The organism is Mesorhizobium sp. M0848 (genome assembly GCF_040319805.1).
Lineage (GTDB): Bacteria > Pseudomonadota > Alphaproteobacteria > Rhizobiales > Rhizobiaceae > Mesorhizobium.
This window is the reverse complement of the sequence record NZ_JAMYOM010000005.1, coordinates 124,211-140,607: the sequence shown is the minus strand read 5'-3', so window position 1 is coordinate 140,607 and position 16,397 is coordinate 124,211. Positions and strand designations below refer to the sequence as shown.

At 64.8% G+C, this 16,397-nt stretch carries 15 protein-coding genes; 11 read left to right on the top strand and 4 right to left on the bottom strand.

Annotation, left to right across the window (positions count from 1 at the left end; translation table 11 throughout):
- The first annotated feature begins 19 nt into the window (after positions 1-19).
- Genes NKH95_RS07330 through ocd form a run of 7 tightly spaced genes read left to right on the top strand, consistent with a single transcriptional unit; the run spans position 20 to position 7,559 of the window.
- Positions 20-1,186, top strand: coding sequence for an NAD(P)/FAD-dependent oxidoreductase (locus NKH95_RS07330; protein ID WP_023809061.1), 1,167 nt, complete (start codon positions 20-22; stop codon positions 1,184-1,186).
- Between the two features lie 14 nt (positions 1,187-1,200).
- Positions 1,201-3,042 (top strand): branched-chain amino acid ABC transporter ATP-binding protein/permease, encoded by a 1,842-nt coding sequence (locus NKH95_RS07325; RefSeq protein WP_245486042.1) that lies wholly within the window; start codon positions 1,201-1,203, stop codon positions 3,040-3,042.
- 44 nt (positions 3,043-3,086) lie between these two features.
- Entirely contained in the window at positions 3,087-4,253 is a 1,167-nt protein-coding gene (locus NKH95_RS07320) for an ABC transporter substrate-binding protein (RefSeq protein WP_023809059.1), read from the top strand.
- A gap of 4 nt (positions 4,254-4,257) precedes the next feature.
- Positions 4,258-4,962: an ABC transporter ATP-binding protein gene (locus NKH95_RS07315; protein WP_023809058.1), complete on the top strand. Its 705-nt coding sequence runs from the start codon at positions 4,258-4,260 to the stop codon at positions 4,960-4,962.
- Between the two features lie 5 nt (positions 4,963-4,967).
- Positions 4,968-5,849: a branched-chain amino acid ABC transporter permease gene (locus tag NKH95_RS07310; RefSeq protein WP_027035600.1), complete on the top strand. Its 882-nt coding sequence runs from the start codon at positions 4,968-4,970 to the stop codon at positions 5,847-5,849.
- Positions 5,850-5,853: 4 nt separating this feature from the next.
- Entirely contained in the window at positions 5,854-6,483 is a 630-nt protein-coding gene (locus tag NKH95_RS07305; protein WP_352866080.1) for an FMN-binding negative transcriptional regulator, read from the top strand.
- Positions 6,484-6,512: 29 nt separating this feature from the next.
- The gene (gene ocd / locus NKH95_RS07300) at positions 6,513-7,559 is read left to right on the top strand and encodes an ornithine cyclodeaminase (RefSeq protein ID WP_352891262.1); all 1,047 of its coding nucleotides are present in this window, start codon (positions 6,513-6,515) and stop codon (positions 7,557-7,559) included.
- Between the two features lie 12 nt (positions 7,560-7,571).
- Here the strand turns inward: ocd and NKH95_RS07295 are convergent, their stop codons facing one another.
- The 4 genes from NKH95_RS07295 to NKH95_RS07280 all read right to left on the bottom strand — a co-directional run bounded on the left by NKH95_RS07295 (position 7,572) and on the right by NKH95_RS07280 (position 12,216).
- Positions 7,572-8,675 (bottom strand): alcohol dehydrogenase family protein, encoded by a 1,104-nt coding sequence (locus NKH95_RS07295; RefSeq protein ID WP_023809054.1) that lies wholly within the window; start codon positions 8,673-8,675, stop codon positions 7,572-7,574.
- Between the two features lie 8 nt (positions 8,676-8,683).
- Complete coding sequence (locus NKH95_RS07290; RefSeq protein ID WP_023809053.1) at positions 8,684-10,063, bottom strand: aspartate aminotransferase family protein; 1,380 nt, start codon at positions 10,061-10,063, stop codon at positions 8,684-8,686.
- Positions 10,064-10,101: 38 nt separating this feature from the next.
- Positions 10,102-11,595 (bottom strand): NAD-dependent succinate-semialdehyde dehydrogenase, encoded by a 1,494-nt coding sequence (locus NKH95_RS07285; RefSeq protein ID WP_352795660.1) that lies wholly within the window; start codon positions 11,593-11,595, stop codon positions 10,102-10,104.
- A 129-nt stretch (positions 11,596-11,724) separates the two neighbouring features.
- Entirely contained in the window at positions 11,725-12,216 is a 492-nt protein-coding gene (locus NKH95_RS07280) for an Lrp/AsnC family transcriptional regulator (protein WP_023809051.1), read from the bottom strand.
- Positions 12,217-12,297: 81 nt separating this feature from the next.
- Here NKH95_RS07280 and ehuR point away from each other — a divergent pair, with 81 nt between their 5' ends.
- The 4 genes from ehuR to ehuC all read left to right on the top strand — a co-directional run bounded on the left by ehuR (position 12,298) and on the right by ehuC (position 16,365).
- Positions 12,298-13,683 carry a MocR-like ectoine utilization transcription factor EhuR gene (ehuR, locus tag NKH95_RS07275; RefSeq protein ID WP_023809050.1) on the top strand — a complete coding sequence of 462 codons (1,386 nt, stop codon included), beginning with the start codon at positions 12,298-12,300 and terminating at the stop codon, positions 13,681-13,683.
- Between the two features lie 125 nt (positions 13,684-13,808).
- Entirely contained in the window at positions 13,809-14,594 is a 786-nt protein-coding gene (gene ehuA, locus NKH95_RS07270) for an ectoine/hydroxyectoine ABC transporter ATP-binding protein EhuA (protein ID WP_352891261.1), read from the top strand.
- 87 nt (positions 14,595-14,681) lie between these two features.
- Complete coding sequence (ehuB, locus tag NKH95_RS07265) at positions 14,682-15,533, top strand: ectoine/hydroxyectoine ABC transporter substrate-binding protein EhuB (protein WP_023809048.1); 852 nt, start codon at positions 14,682-14,684, stop codon at positions 15,531-15,533.
- A 172-nt stretch (positions 15,534-15,705) separates the two neighbouring features.
- Positions 15,706-16,365, top strand: coding sequence for an ectoine/hydroxyectoine ABC transporter permease subunit EhuC (ehuC, locus tag NKH95_RS07260; protein ID WP_023809047.1), 660 nt, complete (start codon positions 15,706-15,708; stop codon positions 16,363-16,365).
- The last annotated feature ends 32 nt before the right edge of the window (positions 16,366-16,397 follow it).

Here is a 16,397-nt window from a genome sequence, read left to right as displayed (position 1 = left end):
GAGACTGTGGGGAACAGCCATGCGAAACGGAAGCGACGTCATCGTCGTCGGTGCCGGTATTGTCGGATCGAGCGCCGCCTATCATCTGGCCAAGGCCGGTGTGAAGGTCACGTTGGTCGAGCAGACCCACCCCGCCGGCGGCCCGTCGGGCAAATCGTCGGCGCTGCTGCACGCCTTCTACCTGATGCCGGAACTGTCGCAGCTGTCCATCCGTGGCCGAGAGATCCTGGTGTCGCTGCCGGAAATCGCGGGCGAAGGATCCTTTGTCACCGAAATCGGCATGATGTGGGTCTGCGGCAACGACAACAAGGTGAGTTGGACGGCGGCAGCCGAACGCATCCGCGGCGAGGGCGCGCGCATCGAGACATTGTCGCCGCAGGCCTTTGCCGACGCGGCACCCGGCTTTGTCCTGGACAATGTCGCAATGGCGCTGTGGGAGCCGGAATATGGCTACGCCGATGCCTTCGGCGCCACCAACGCCATCGCCCGTGCCGCCCGCGCCAACGGTGCTGGGATCATGCAGAACACGTTGGTCGAGAGCCTCCAGCGGCAGGGCGACCGCATCACCGGCGTCACCTTGACCGATGGAACGGTGCTGGAAGCCGGTACCGTCGTCCTGGCCGCCGGGCCATGGACGCGCCGGCTGCTGGCGACAGTGGGCCTCGATCTGCCGCTGCATGTCGAGCGCCATCCGATGGCCGTGCTGGACGCTGCCGGCAAGGCAAGGCAGGTCATGCCGTTCGCCTGGTGCGACGACATTTCCTGCAACTATGCACGGCCCGACAATGACGGCGTCATCCTGGCCGGCACCTGGGCCGGCGGCGGCACCGGCCTGCGCCATGAGCATGCAGGCCGTCCGCGCCTTGTCGAAAATCCCGACAACTACATGGAAGGTGTCGAGGAAGCTGAATCGGTCGAGATCCTGGAGACCTTCGCCACCCGCTTGCCGGCCATGGCCGAACTTGGCATCCGCCCCGGCTATGCCGGGCTCTACGACATGAGCCCCGACGATCTGCCTGTCATCGGCGCCATGCCTGGGGTCGAAGGGCTGGTCGTTTCTGCCGGATCCTCCGGCCACGGCTTTAAGACCGGTCCAGCCGTCGGCGAGGCCGTGGCCAGGCTGGTCACCGAGGGAGCACAGCCGATCCTGGCGCCGTTTTCGCCCGATCGCTTCAGGGCCGCGTGATGGCGTCGCCGACGATGAGCGAGAGCAACTCACGCGGCCTCATGCCGGCCGCGTTTCGCAACGCCACCGCCGATGCCCTGTGCATGGTCGCGGTGCTGCTGCTGGTGGCGCTTGCCGCCTTTGTCTTCGGCAGCGCCGCCATGCAACGTGTGGTCACCTATGCAGCGATCATGCTGACGGCGGTGCTTGGCCTGCAGATATTCTCCGGCAACAGCGGCATCGTCTCGTTCGGCCAGGCCGCCTTTGTCGGCCTCGGCGCCTACGCTACGGGCATCCTCACCATGCCGACCGCATTGCAGCGAACGGCGCTGCGCGACCTGCCGCAATTCCTCGCAGGCCATCAACTCTCCTTTGTCGCGGCGCTGGCCGTCGTCCTTGCTCTCGCGGTCATCGTCGGCCTGTTGACCGGCACGCCGCTGCTCAGGCTTTCCGGATCGAGCGCTTCGATCGCAACGCTTGCCATGCTGATCATCGTCTACACGCTGCTGGTCGCCGGACGCGAAATCACCCGCGGCAGCCAGCCATTTTACGGCGTGCCGCGCGAGGTCGGGCTGTGGACGGCTGCCGCTGTCGCTTCGGTGGCGCTGGTGGCGGCGAGGTTGTTTCGCGAAACCTCCTTCGGCCTTGCCACCCGCGCCGCCGCCAATGACGAGCGTGGTGCGGCCGCCGTCGGCGTCGACCAGCGCACGGCGCGTCTGGCCGCCTGGGTGGCGGGCGTCGTCGCCGCCATGGCCGCCGGCGCCATGATGGCGCAATTCCTTGGCGCGTTTTCGCCGCGCGATTTCTATTTCGACCTCGGCTTCACCATGCTCGCCATGCTGATCGTCGGCGGCATGACCTCGTCGCTCGGCGCTTTCGCCGGCGTCATCGTCACCATCGTTTTGGTCGAAGTGGTGCGCCGCTTCGAGGGCGGCGGCGAGGTGCTCGGCCTGCATCTGCCTGTCCTGTTCGGCTTGACCCAGGGCGTGCTGGCCATCGCCATGATCCTGGTCATCTGGCGACGCCCGACCGGTCTGTTCGGCGAGCGTGAGCTCAACCTTTTGCGCCGGCCGGGACGCCAGGCCGTGACGGCTTCGGCGGCACCTCCGCAGCATGTCGAGAGTGACCGGCTCACCGCCGACCATCTGTCGCGCCGCTATGCCGGCGTCGTTGCCGTCGATGACGTCAGTTTGAGCTTCGGGACAGACAGCATCACCGGCATTATCGGTCCCAATGGCGCCGGCAAGACCACGCTGCTCAACATGCTGGCCGGTGATGTCCAGCCAAGCACCGGCACGGTGTCTGTCGGCGGCGCGGTGCGGCAGGCTTCGGCCTTTCGCTTCGCCCGCTCCGGCGTTGCCCGCACCTTCCAGAACATCCGCGTTTTTCCGCACATGACGGTGCTCGAAAATGTCGTTGTCGCAGCACGCCAGGTGGAACCTGATCTCGGCCATGCCGAGGCGGCGGCGATGAGCGAGCTTGCGCGCATGGGGCTGGAGAGATTTGCCGATCAGCCGGCCGCCAGGCTTGCCTATGGCCAGCGCCGCCGGCTCGAAGTGGCACGCGCCCTGGTGTTGAGGCCACGCTTCCTGCTGCTCGACGAGCCGGCCGCCGGCATGAACGCCGTCGAGACCGCCGAACTGGTCTCGATTCTATCGACGGTTCGCGCGGAGCGCCGCATCGGCGTCGTGCTGATCGAACACGACATGCGGCTGGTGATGAATTTGTGCGAGCGCATCGTCGTCATCGATCATGGCCGCGTCATCGCTGACGGCACGCCCGGCGACGTCCAGAAGAACCCCGCCGTGATCGCCGCCTATCTCGGCAGCCGCACGGCGCGTGCCAAGACCGCAACAGCTGAAAACCAGACCGCATGACCTGCAACGACAACCAATCATAAAAATCCAGAAGGAGAACCGACATGCCAAGCCTCTATCGCCTCCATCGCGCCGCCCTGTGCGCTGCCGTGTTCGGCATCGCCGCCATTTCGACGGCCAGCGCCGAGGAGATCATCATCGGTGCCGCGACCGCGCAGACCGGCGGCCTTGCCCCTTACGACCAGCCGGCACTTGCCGGCCTGCGCATGTCGCTCGACGAACTCAACGCCAAGGGCGGGCTCGGCGGCAAATACACCGTCAAGCTTTTGATCAAGGACACGCGCTCCGATACCGCGCAGACCGCCACCGTCGCCCAGGAGCTGATCGACGCCGGCGCCAAGATCATGATCACGCCGTGCGATGCCGATCCCTCGATTTCCGCCGGCCAGCTCACCCAGCCGCTCGGCATTCCGACCCTGACGCTGTGCGGCTCCGCCCCGGTGCTGACCGGCGCGGTCGGCGACGTCATGTTCGGCACCTATCCGGCCGACAATGTGCAGGCGACGGCGGTCGCCGACTTTGCCGTCTCCGAAGGCAAGAAGAAGGTGTTCCTGCTGACCTCGCCGGACTCCACCTACACCGCCAATCTGCCGGAATATTTCGGCAAAGTGTTCGAGAAGAAGGGCGGCGCCATTGTCGGCCGCGGCACCTTCAGCATGGGCCAGCCCGACTTTTCCGCCGAGATCACCAACATCAAGGGCCTGGCCGACAAGCCCGACCTGATCATGACGGCGGCCTACGAGCCGGATTTCCCGGCCTTCATCCAGCAATTGCGCGGCGCCGGCGTCACCATCCCGGTCTATGGCGCCGATGCCATCGGCACGCCGACCATCAAGGCGCTCGGCAAGCTGGTCGACGGCGTCGTCTACACCGCGGCCGGCTATGCCGAGCCGGGCAGCAAGCTAGAGGCCTTCAACGCCGCCTTCACCAAATATGCCGGCCACGCACCGGAATCGACCTATGAGGTCAATGGCTACGAGATCGGCCTGATCCTCGACCAGGCGGTCAAGACGGCCGGCTCCGACGACCCGAAGGCGATCCGCGACGCCATCGCCGGCCTCAAGGATTTCGAAGGCATCACCGGCAAGATCACCTATGCCGGCACCGATCGCATGCCGTTGCGGCCAGTGGCGCTGATGCGCTACGAGGGCGGCGAGGGCAAGCATGTCCAGACACTGATCCCCGACGCTGCCGACGTTCCCGCGCCGTGATGTCATGCTGAGCGTCGAAGCCCTGAAAATCCGGTACGGCGAGGTCGAGGCGGTGCGCCGCGTCGACCTCACCGTCGGCAGCGGCGAGATCATCGCGCTGGTCGGCGCCAACGGCGCCGGCAAGAGCTCGACGCTCGGCGCCGTCGCCGGGCTGGTGCCGGCGGCATCCGGCAAGGTGGTCTTCGACGGTGTCGACATCACCGGCCTGGCGCCGGAGGCGATAGCCCGCAAGGGCGTCGCGCTGGTTCCCGAAGGCCGCCGTATCTTCGCCAGCCTGACGGTGGCCGACAATCTGCGTCTCGGCGGCGCGGTGCATCAGCCGGCGGCCGAGGCAAGGCTGCGCGAGGAGGAGATGCTGGAGTTGTTCCCGATCCTGCGCCGCTACCATCGCGTCAAGGGCGGCAATCTGTCGGGCGGCGAACAGCAGATGCTGGCCATCGCCCGCGCGCTGATGGGCAAGCCGCGCATGATCCTGCTCGACGAGCCCTCGCTCGGCCTTGCCCCGCAACTGATCGACACCGTCTTCGACCTGATCGCCGAACTGCGCCGCAAGGGCCTGACCATCCTTCTGGTCGAACAGAATGTGGCGCTGGCGCTCGAAATCGCCGACCGCGCCGTCGTGCTCGCCAATGGCGAAGTGGTGCTGGCCGGCACGGCAAAAGAACTCGCCTCCTCGGACCTCGTCCGCCAGGCCTATTTGGGAGCTTGAGAAGCATGATCGCGCAGCAGATCATCAATGCGGTGAGCCTCGGCGGCGTCTATGCGCTGCTGGCGCTCGGGCTGGCGATCGTCTTTTCCATCGTCGGCCTCATCAACTTCGCCCATGGCGAGCTGATGACGCTGTCGGGCTACGCGCTTCTGGCCTCGCTGGTGCTCGGCTTTCCCTTCCCGGTAGCCGTGCTTGTCGCCGTCTCCTGCGGCGCGCTCGCCGCTGTCGCCATGGAGCGTATCGCCTTCAGGCCGATGCGCGGCGCCAGCGTCACCAGCCTGCTGTTGACCAGCTTTGCCGTCTCCAGCCTGTTGAAGGTCGTATTCCAGAACGGCATTTCGGCGCGGCCGCAAGCTGTCGCCATGCCCGGTTGGATGACCGGCGCCTTCTCCTTCGGCGATTTCACCATCGGCGTCGGTCCCAGCATCTCCATCGTCGTCTCCGCACTGGCGCTGATTGCGCTGGAAGTCTTCCTTCGCCGCTCGGTGACCGGCACGGCGATGCGCGCCGCGGCGGAAGATTTCGACGTCGTGCGCCTGATGGGCATTCCGGCCAGCCGCATCATCGCCACCGCCTTCCTGCTCTCCGGCCTGCTTGCCGGGCTGGCGGCCATGCTGTGGGTGGCGCAGCGTGCCTCAGTCGATCCGCTGATGGGCTTTACGCCGGTGCTGAAGGCCTTCATCGCCGCCGTCGTCGGCGGGCTCGGCAGCTTGCCCGGTGCTGTCGCCGGCGGTTTTCTGCTCGGCATCATCGAGGTTTTGTTGCAGGCGACGCTTCCGGGAGCGATCGCGCCCTACCGCGATGCCATCGTGCTGTCGGGGGTCATCGCGGTACTGCTGGTTCGCCCGCAAGGCCTGATCCCGGCGGTTCGCGCTCAGCGAAGCTGACCTGATGTATACCAAGCCTGAATTTGCGCCGCTGTCGTCGGACGAGGTGTTCGGCCTGATCGAGGCTGCGGCCTTCGCGACGGTGGTGACAGCGGGACCGCAGGGCCTTGTCGTCTCGCATCTTCCCTTCGTGCTCGATCGCGCGCGTGGTGAAAACGGAACGCTGGTCTCGCATCTCGCCAGGGCCAATCCGCACAGCACCTTGATCAGCGAAGGCTGGGAGACGGTCGCTATCTTCCACGGCCCACATGGCTACATCTCGCCGTCCTGGTATCCGCGCAACCCGGTGCGCGACAGCGCGCCGACCTGGAATTTTGCTGTCGTGCATTGCCATGGGCATCCGGTTCCGCTCGACGATCATGCCACCGCCCGGCATCTCTTGCAGCTTGTCGACGTGCTGGAGAAAGATCGCGAGGATCGCTGGCGCATGCGCGAGCTCGGCCCTGGCGGCATGGAGCGGCGCATACCTGGTGTCATAGGGTTTGACCTGCCGATCGATCGGCTCGAGGCCAAGTTCAAGATGGGTCAGGATGAGCGCCTCTACGACACAGGCGGAGCCATCAGGGCGCTGGAGCAAAATGACCCTGCGCTGGCAACGATGATGAAGACGCACAACGCGCATCGCCAGGACTGACCGGCTGCATGCGGCAAGGACAAGAAAAAATGATTCCCAATCTCAACATCGTCCCCTTCGTCAGCGTCGACCACATGATAAAGCTGGTGCTGAAGATCGGCGTCGAGCGCTTCCTCGTCGAACTCTCAGGCTACATCGAGGACGATTTCCGCCGCTGGGAACTGTTCGACAAGACGCCGCGCGTCGCCTCGCACAGCGCCGAAGGCGTCATCGAGCTGATGCCGACCAGCGACGGCGAGGTCTATGGCTTCAAATATGTCAACGGGCACCCCAAGAACATGCGCGAGGGCCGCCAGACGGTGACCGCCTTCGGAATGCTCGCCGATGTCCACAATGGCTACCCCGTATTGCTGTCGGAAATGACCATCCTGACCGCGCTGCGCACGGCGGCGATGTCGGCCCTGGCCGCCAAGTACCTGGCGCCGACTGGCTCCGACTGCATGGCGCTGATCGGCAACGGCGCTCAGGCCGAATTCCAGGCGGTAGCCTTCAAGGCGCTGCTCGGCGTCGACAGGCTGAGGCTTTACGACATCGATCGCAAGGCCACCGAAAAATGCATCCGCAATCTGGCCGGCCTCGGCTTCGACATGGTCGCCTGCGGCACCGCGCAAGAGGCGGTAGAAGGGGCCGACATCATCACCACCGTCACCGCCGACAAGCAGTGCGCCACCATCCTCACCGACAACATGGTCGGCTCCGGCGTGCACATCAACGCCGTCGGTGGCGACTGTCCCGGCAAGACCGAACTGCACCGCGATATCCTGCTGCGCTCCGACATCTTCGTCGAATATCCGCCGCAGACGCGCATCGAGGGCGAGATCCAGCAGCTTGCACCAGATCACAAGGTGACCGAGCTGTGGCAGGTGATGTCGGGCGCCGTACAAGGCCGGCGCGATGCGACCCAGATCACGCTGTTTGATTCGGTCGGTTTCGCCATCGAGGATTTTTCGGCACTGCGTTACGTCAGGGATCAACTGCGCTCGACCGGCCTCTATCAGGAACTCGACATGCTGGCCGACCCCGACGAGCCGCGCGACCTGTTCGGCATGCTGCTGCGGGCGGCCCAGCAGGGTTGAGACATCGGTCGTTCAGATAGCCGAACCCCACATGGCATCCGGCACCACCACCAGCTTGCCGACGAAATCCTTGGCGATGAAATCCGCTTGCGCATGGTGGAAATCGGAGAGCTTGTAGACGCCGCCGACCAGCGGCCGGATCTTTTTCGCCTCGATGTGCCCGACGATGCGGCGGAAATCCGCGCGCGTGCCCTGGCTTGAGCCATGCAGCTGCAATTGCTTCAGGTACATGGTCCTGAGATCGAGCTGCACGACCGGGCCGGCGATTGCGCCAGCCGTGGTGTAGCGGCCCTCGGGCCTGAGAATACGCAGGAGGTCATTGAAGATGGCACCGCCAACGAGGTCGGCGACAACGTCGATCGGCTGGCCTCCGGTCGCCTCGTTCACGGCATGCGGCAGGTCGGCAACGCCACGGGTGATGACAGCCTCTGCGCCGATGTCGCGCACCGCCTGCTCCTTGCCCTTGCCGACGACGGCATAGGGGATGGCGCCGCGCGCCCGTGCCAATTGCACGATGCCGGAGCCGACGCCGCCCGAGGCGCCGGTGACCAGCACGCGCTCGCCGGCCTTGAGCGCGGCGCGCTCCAGCATCTGTTCACCGGTCAGGTAGGCGCAGCAGAAGGTGGCGAGTTCGATATCGCTCATGTCGGTGTCGATGACATGAGCGTTCTCGGCCGGCACCGCCTGGTATTCGGCGTAACCACCGTCGCGGCCGTGGCCCATATAGTCGATGTCGGCGAGCGAATCGTCGTCGCGATTGTAGATCGAGAAATCGACCATCACCCGTTCGCCGATACGGTCCGGCGACACTCCTTCGCCGACAGCGGCGACGATACCGACGGTGTCCGTGCCCTGGATGCGCGGGAAAACAAGCGTGTTGCCCTGGCGGCGCCATGTCGACACGGCGGCAGCGTCCTCCTCCGTGCCATAGGCGCCCTGGCGCACCCAGACATCGGTGTTGTTCATCCCGCAAGCGCTGACCTTGACCAGCACTTCACCGGGAGCGGGCGAGGGCACTTTCACGTCGCTGCGGTAGACGAGTTTTTCCGGTCCGCCGTGCCCGGTCAGCAGCACGGCGGCCATGGTGGCGGGGAGGGTCCTGGTCATGGCATTCATAGTCACTCTCAGAGATCGGCAAACACGTTTTTCACCGCATCGGCTGTCTTCGACACGACGATGTCGGCTTCCTCGCGGGTCAGGCAGAGCGGCGGCGCAAAGCCCAGAATGTCGCCCTGCGGCATGGCGCGGCCGATGACGCCGCTTGCGGCAAGCGCCGTCGCCACCTGCGGCCCGATCTTGAGCGAAGCGTCGAAGAACACCCGGTCGTCCTTGTCGGAGACGAACTCCACCGCCGCCAGCATGCCGTCGCCGCGGACGTCGCCGACATTCCTGTGGCCGCCGACCGCCTTGGCCAGTTCGGCGCGGAAATAGGCGCCGGTCTCGCGGGCATTGGTCACAAGATCCATCTCGTCGATCAGTTCGAGATTGGCGACGCCGGCGGCAACGCAGATCGGATGCGCGGAATAGGTCCAGCCATGGCCGAGCGAACCGAGTTTGTCGGAGCCTTCAACCAGCACCTGCCACATCTTGTCCGCGACGATGACGCCCGACAGCGGCGCATAGGCCGAGGTCAGGCCCTTGGCGATGGTGATCAGGTCCGGCTTGATGCCGTAGTGGTCGGAGCCGAACATGGTGCCCAGCCGGCCGAAGCCCGTCACCACTTCGTCGGCGACCAGCAGCACATCGTACTTCTTAAGCACCGCCTGGATCTTTTCCCAATAGAAGGCCGGCGGCGGCACGATGCCGCCGGTGCCCAGGATCGGCTCGCCGATGAAGGCAGCGACCGTTTCCGGGCCCTCAGCCAGGATCATCTCCTCGAGCTTGTCGGCGCAATGCTGCGAAAATTGCTCCTCGCTCATCGAGCGGTCGGCGCGGCGGAAATAATAAGGCGCCTCGGTGTGCAGGATCGGCGCGCGCGGCAGGTCGAAGGCGTTGTGGAACAGGTCGAGCCCGGTCAGCGATCCCGTCATCACGCCCGAGCCGTGATAGCCGCGCCAGCGCGAGATGATCTTCTTCTTCTCCGGCCGGCCGAGCACGTTGTTGTAGTACCAGATCAGTTTGATGTTGGTTTCGTTGGCATCCGAGCCTGAGAGGCCGAAATAGACCCTCGACATGCCTTGCGGCGCGCGGTCGATGATCATCTTGGCGAGCGTGATCGAGGCTTCGGTGCCGTGGCCGACATAGGCGTGGTAGTAGGCGAGGTTCTTCGCCTGGGCGGCGATGGCGTCGGCGATCTTCTGGCGGCCGTAGCCGACATTGACGCAATAGAGGCCGGCGAAGGCATCGAGGCTCTTCCTGCCATTGTTGTCCCAGACGGTGACGCCTTCGCCGCCGGCCATGATGCGCGTCGGGCTTTCGCCCCGCGCATGCGTGCCCATATGCGTCGAGGGATGGAAGAAGTGGTCGCGATCCCAGGCGGCGAGTTCGTTGGACTGGTCGAGCATTCTTTTAACTCCTGACAAAAGGGTGATTCCGGTGCAGCTTAAGCTACATCGAGGCAGAGATATTTGAGATCGGTGAAAGCCTCGAGTCCGTGGCGCGAGCCTTCGCGCCCGATGCCCGATTGCTTGACGCCGCCGAACGGGATCGGCGCGCCGGTGATCTTGACGCGGTTGATGGCGACCATGCCGTAGTCGAGCGCGCGGCCCATGCGCTGCTGCCGGCCACCATTCTCCGTTACGACATAGGCGACGAGGCCATACTCGGTGGCGTTGGCGCGGGCAATCACTTCATCCTCGCTGTCGAACGGCGTCACGGCGGCAACCGGGCCAAACGTCTCCTCGCGCATGATCAGCGCCTCGTCGGAAACATCGGCCAGCAGTGTCGGCTGGTAGAACAGGGGGCCAGCCTGATGTCGCTTGCCGCCGGTGAGGCAGCGCGCGCCATGGGTCAGCGCGTCTGCGACCTGCTCTTCCACCTTCTTGATGGCGCGCTTATGCATCAGCGGCCCGATGTCAATGTCATCTGCAAGGCCATTGCCGGTCCGCAGCGTCTCGATGCGCTTGGCGAAGGCGGCGCAGAACCGATCGTAGATCGGACGCTGGACGTAAATGCGGTTGGCGGCGAGGCAGTCCTGGCCCGACGTGGCGAATTTGGCGTCGATGGCGATATCAACCGCTTTGTCCAGATCGGCATCGGCAAAGACGATCAGCGGGGCATGGCCGCCAAGCTCCATCACCAGCCGCTTCATGGTCGCAGCACTCTGCGCGGCGATCAGCCGGCCGATCTCGGTCGAGCCGGTAAAGCTCATGGCGCGAACGCGCGGGTCTTCGCACATCCGCCCGACGATGGTCGAAGCCTTGCCGGTGACGATGTTGAAGGCGCCTGCGGGCAGGCCGGCGCGCTCACCGAGTTCGGCCAGCGCCAGCGCCGACAGCGGTGTTTCCGAGGACGGATGCGCAACGATGGTGCAGCCGGCGGCAAGGGCTGCCGCAGCCTTGCGGGTCAGCATCGCCGACGGAAAGTTCCACGGCGTGACGATGCCGACGACACCGAGCGGCTCGCGCCGCACGATCATTTCGGCGTTCGGCAGATGGCTGGTGACGCTCTCGGCGTTCAGGCGTTTTGCTTCCTCGGCATACCACTCGATGAAAGAGGCGGCGTAGTCGATCTCGCCCAGCGATTCCTGCAGCGGCTTGCCCTGTTCCAGCGTCATCAGCAGAGCCAGATCATCCTTGGCGCCGATGATCAACTCGAACCATTTGCGCAGGATTTTGGAGCGCTCCTGCGGCAACAGCGACCGCCATGCCGGAAAGGAGCGTGCGGCGGCATCGATCGCCTTTGTCGTCTGCCGTGCATCTAGCGCGGCGACGAAAGCGACAGTCGTGCCGGTGGCCGGATCGGTGACCTCGAAGCTTTCAGCGGCTTCGCTTGCCGTCCAGTGGCCATCGACATAGGCGAGTTCACGCAGCAGCCGGCGGTCGGTCAGGCGGTCGAGCGCTTCATGGCGATGCGAGCGGGCGAAATGCGCGGACATGGTCGAGACCTCCCGGTTCGGACTGATGCGGGAAGACTATCCGCCCGATGCAGATAGAGAGGCTGTTTGGATGCCTCGAAGGAGAGAGACTCTCTCTTTTGTCCCGCCCCGACAGATGATCTCTCCGCCTTAAGCCGACGCCGGCAGCAGGTCGGCTATGGGCAGCGCGATCTCGTCCTTCACCGTCTTGGTGACGATGTAGGTGAAGTAGCGGTCGATCCCGATTTCCCGTTCGAGCAAGCCATCGACCAGCCGCTGATAGGCGTCGATGTCGCGCGCCATCACCTTCACCACATAGTCGACGCCGCCGCCGACAGACCAGCAGGCGACGATCTCGGGAACATCGCGGATGACGCGCTCGAAGCGGTCGAAATCGGCCTGGCGGTGGTTTGCCAGCGTCACCTCCATCAGGACGGTGGCAACGGGTGCGACGACGCGCATGGCGATCCTGGCGTGATAGCCCGAGACGATGCCGGCCTTCTCCAGCTTGCGCAGCCGCATCCAGCACGGCGTCGGCGACAGGCCGACCTGCTCGGCCAGCGCCAACTTGGTGATGCGTCCGTCGCGCTGGATGGCGTCGAGGATTTTCAGGTCGATCGGGTCGAGTTTCGCGGATGTCATCAGAGCTCACTTTTCGTCCGAGTACCATGACGGCGCATTATTTCGATTGTCAATTGCACTGATTTCGATCTCTAATAAGTCATGACATTGTGGCAACCCGATCCCGCGCTCATCCGGCGCCCGGCCTATCAATCGCTGGCCGACCAGTTCGCGCGCGCCATCCATGACGGGCGCCTCGCCAATGGCGCGCGGCTGCCGACCCATCGACGTCTGGCCGACGACCTCAAGCTTTCTGTGCAGACGGTGAGCCGCGCCTATGAGGAATTGATCCGCCGCGGGCTGATTTCGGGCGAGATCGGCCGCGGCAGCTTCGTCCAGACGCAGCGCCGCGAGCCGGAACCGCCCTATCTGCCGGAGCGGCTCGGCGAAGTCATCGATCTGTCGATCCTGAAGCCGGTCTGCGAGCCGATGCATCTGGAGCGGCTGAAGCAGGCGCTGGGCTGGCTGGCCGAGAACCTGCCGTCGAGTTCGGCACTGTCGTTTCGGCCCAACATGGTGTTTCCGCGCCACCGCGCGGTGGCGGTCGAATGGCTGAAACTGTGCGGTCTCGACACCTCCGCGCAGAACATCAGCCTGACCAACGGCGCCACCGCCGGCATGACGGTAGCGCTGATGAGTGTCGCCCCGCCGGGCTCGACGGTCGCCACCGAGGCGATCGGCCACCATACGCTGGTGCCGTTGGCACGCTATCTCGGCTTCAACCTGGAAGGCCTGCCGATCGACGACAACGGCCTGATCCCGGAAGCGCTGGACGAAGCCTGCCGGCTTTCCGACATCCGCGCGGTCTTCGTGCAGCCCTCGGTGATCAACCCGACGGCGACGTTGATGGATGCGGCGCGGCGCGAGCAGATCGCGGCGGTTGCGCGCAAGCACGACATCGCTATCATCGAGAACGATGTGCTCGGTCCGCTGGTCGAAGACCGGCCGCCGCCGGTTGCCGCGTTCGCGCCGGAGCGCACGCTCTACGTCACCTCCTTCACCAAGATCACCGTGCCCGGGCTGCGCATCGGCTATCTCGTCGCACCCGACCGCTATGTCGCCGCCGTCGCCAACCGGCATCTGGTTTCGAACTGGATGGCGACGCCGCTGGTGGCCGAGATCGCCACAAAATGGGTGACCGACGGGACGGCGATGGAGCTTGTCCACTGGCAGCGCGCGGCTTTGCGGCGCCGGCAGGATATTGCAGCGCAAGTGCTGGCGGGGGTCGGCTATCGCGCCCGGCGAGACGGGCTGCATGTCTGGCTGCAACTGCCGGCCGACCGCGCCGAGGAAAGCTTTGTCGCCCAGGCCCGCCTGCAGGGTGTGGCGATTGCACCCGGCACGTCCTTCCGTATTTCGGCTGCGCCGTGGCATCCGGCGGTGCGTATCTCGCTGGGTTCGACCACCGAGGGGGAACTGCGCGCCGGCCTCGGCGTTGTCACCAAGCTGCTGCTTGGCGATCCGGAACACCTGCTGCTCGCTATCTAGGCTGGGGTTGCTCGGAAATTGTGCGGAATCAGAAATAATTGTCATGATATTATTTTCTCAATTGACATGATTTGGCGCGTTCCGCATCGTTAAGAGCATAGACCTCTCCAGGACGGGGAACTGCAGTGCCCACGCCCATCATCAAGATCGACGCCATTTCAAAAAGCTTCGGCACTTTCAAAGTGCTGGACGGCCTGTCGATGCAGGTCATGCCTGGCGAAAAGCTGGCACTGATCGGCCCGTCGGGCTCGGGCAAGACGACAATCCTGCGCATCCTGATGACGCTGGAGCGCATCGATGGCGGTCATATCCAGATCCACGGTGAGCAGCTCTATCACATGGAACGCAACGGCCAGTTGCTGCCCGCCGATGAGCGACACCTGACAAGGATGCGCCAGAAGATCGGCATGGTCTTCCAGCTGTTCAACCTGTTTCCGCACAAATGCGTCATGGACAATGTCACGCTGGCGCCGATGCTGACCAAGGGCACGCCGCGTGCGGCCGCCGAAAAGCGGGCGATGGAACTGCTCGAGATGGTCGGCATGGCCGACAAGGCGAAAAGCATGCCGGCACAGCTTTCCGGCGGGCAGAAGCAGCGCGTGGCGATCGCCCGGGCGCTGGCGCTGTCGCCAAAGATCATGCTGTTCGACGAGGTGACGTCGGCGCTCGATCCGGAGCTGGTCGAGGAGGTGATGAACGTCATGCGCAAGCTTGCCGCCGAGACCGACATGACCATGCTGCTGGTCACCCACGAGATGGGCTTTGCCCATGATTTCGCCGACCGGGTGCTGTTCTTCGATCGTGGCAGGATCGTCGAGGAGGGCAAGCCCGACGAGATTTTCCGCAATCCCAAGCAGGAGCGCACGCAAGGCTTCCTGAAGAAGATCATCGCGGCCGGACATCGCGTCTGACCGCAATGCCCAAGGCGACGAAGTCGTCCCGAGGTGGCGAGAGCCGCCTCGTAACAAAGCAAGACAAGAAACAAGGAGTTGGGAACAATGAAAAAACTTGGCATTCTGGCTGGCGTCGCCAGCCTTGCGTTGGCGGCGGTGCTGGCCGCCTCGAACGTGGGTTCGGCCGATGACAGCAAGCTCGAACAGCTCAAGGCGCAAGGTTTCGCCCGCCTCGCCATCGCCAACGAGCCGCCCTATACGGCGGTCGCCGCCGACGGCAAGGTTTCGGGTGCCGCGCCTGATGTGGCCCGCGAGATATTCAAGCGGCTCGGCGTCGCCGACGTCGCCGCTTCGATCTCCGAATATGGCGCCATGATCCCTGGCCTGCAGGCCGGTCGCTTCGATGTCGTCACCGCCGGCCTGTTCATGAAGCCGGAACGCTGCGCCGCCGTCGTCTATTCCGAGCCGGTGCTTTGCGATGCCGAGGCGATGTTGGTGAAGAAGGGCAATCCGAAGGGCTTCAAGAGCTATGAGGATGTCGCCAAGGATACGACTGCGACCATCGGTGCGCCGGGCGGCGGCACTGAGGAGAAGCTCGCCCTCAATGCCGGCGTGCCACGCGATCGCGTCATCGTCGTGCCGGATGGCCAGAGCGGCGTGAAGATGCTTCAGGATGGCCGCATCGACGCTTATTCGCTGCCCGTCCTGTCGATCAATGATCTGGTCAAGAAGGCCAACGATCCGAACCTCGAAGTCATCGCTCCGGTGCAGGGCGCACCGGTCTATTGCGACGGCGCCGCCTTCAAGAAGGGCGACGAGGCACTGCGCGACGCCTTCGACGTAGAACTGGCCAAGATGAAGAAATCAGGCGAGTTCGCCAAGATCATCGAGCCCTACGGCTTCTCGGCGGCGGCCGCGATGTCGACCAGCCGCGACAAGCTCTGCGCGGCGAAGTGAAGTAAGGAAGACCCCTTCATCCGGCCCTTCGGGCCACCTTCTCCCGGCTGGGGAGAAGAGGCTGGCGCCGACGCTGGTGGTCTCCTCTCCCCGCCGGGGAGAGGTCGGCCGAGCGTAGCGGAGGCCGGGTGAGGGGGCTTCGACCAAACGTCCAGGTGGAACAGTACATTAGATGACCCAGTGGTCCGGCTATTTCGGCCTGATATTGCAGGGAGCGCTTGTCACCATCGAGCTGACGCTGATGGGGTCGGTGCTTGCGCTGTTCATGGCCTTTCTTGCCGGAATGGGGCGGCTGTCGCGTTTCTTCGTGCTGCGCGCGCTGGCTACCGCCTACATCGAATTCTTCCGCGGCACCTCGATCTTCGTGCAGTTGTTCTGGGCCTATTTCGTGCTGCCCTTCATCGGCATTTCGCTGACCCCGTTGCAGGCCGGCGTGCTGGCGCTCGGCCTCAATGTCGGCGCCTATGCCGCCGAAGTGGTGCGTGGCGCCATCCAGTCGATCGGCCGCGAACAGTATGAGGCCTGCACAGCGCTCAATCTCGGCCGCTGGCAAGGCATGCGCCACATCATCCTGCCGCAGGCGCTGCTGGTGATGCTGCCGACTTTTGGCAACAATGCCATCGAATTGCTCAAGGCGACCGCCGTGGTGTCGCTGATCTCGCTCACCGACCTGACCTTCCAGGCGCAGGTGGTGCGCGCCCAGACCGGCAACACCCTGGTGCCGTTCACCACCATCCTGATCATCTATTTCGTCCTCGCCCTGCTCATCTCGTGGGGCGTGCGCTCGCTGGAACGACGCATGGCGCGCGGCCTCGATGGGGTGCGTGCCTGATGGCCAATTCCCTTCTGACAAATTGGGCTTGC

Coding starts and splice junctions, on each gene's coding strand:
- NKH95_RS07330 (WP_023809061.1), top strand. CDS start 20: ATGCGAAACGGAAGCGACGTCATCGTCGTCGGTGCCGGTATTGTCGGA.
- NKH95_RS07325 (WP_245486042.1), top strand. CDS start 1,201: ATGAGCGAGAGCAACTCACGCGGCCTCATGCCGGCCGCGTTTCGCAAC.
- NKH95_RS07320 (WP_023809059.1), top strand. CDS start 3,087: ATGCCAAGCCTCTATCGCCTCCATCGCGCCGCCCTGTGCGCTGCCGTG.
- NKH95_RS07315 (WP_023809058.1), top strand. CDS start 4,258: ATGCTGAGCGTCGAAGCCCTGAAAATCCGGTACGGCGAGGTCGAGGCG.
- NKH95_RS07310 (WP_027035600.1), top strand. CDS start 4,968: ATGATCGCGCAGCAGATCATCAATGCGGTGAGCCTCGGCGGCGTCTAT.
- NKH95_RS07305 (WP_352866080.1), top strand. CDS start 5,854: ATGTATACCAAGCCTGAATTTGCGCCGCTGTCGTCGGACGAGGTGTTC.
- ocd (WP_352891262.1), top strand. CDS start 6,513: ATGATTCCCAATCTCAACATCGTCCCCTTCGTCAGCGTCGACCACATG.
- NKH95_RS07295 (WP_023809054.1), bottom strand. CDS start 8,675: ATGAATGCCATGACCAGGACCCTCCCCGCCACCATGGCCGCCGTGCTG.
- NKH95_RS07290 (WP_023809053.1), bottom strand. CDS start 10,063: ATGCTCGACCAGTCCAACGAACTCGCCGCCTGGGATCGCGACCACTTC.
- NKH95_RS07285 (WP_352795660.1), bottom strand. CDS start 11,595: ATGTCCGCGCATTTCGCCCGCTCGCATCGCCATGAAGCGCTCGACCGC.
- NKH95_RS07280 (WP_023809051.1), bottom strand. CDS start 12,216: ATGACATCCGCGAAACTCGACCCGATCGACCTGAAAATCCTCGACGCC.
- ehuR (WP_023809050.1), top strand. CDS start 12,298: ATGACATTGTGGCAACCCGATCCCGCGCTCATCCGGCGCCCGGCCTAT.
- ehuB (WP_023809048.1), top strand. CDS start 14,682: ATGAAAAAACTTGGCATTCTGGCTGGCGTCGCCAGCCTTGCGTTGGCG.
- ehuC (WP_023809047.1), top strand. CDS start 15,706: ATGACCCAGTGGTCCGGCTATTTCGGCCTGATATTGCAGGGAGCGCTT.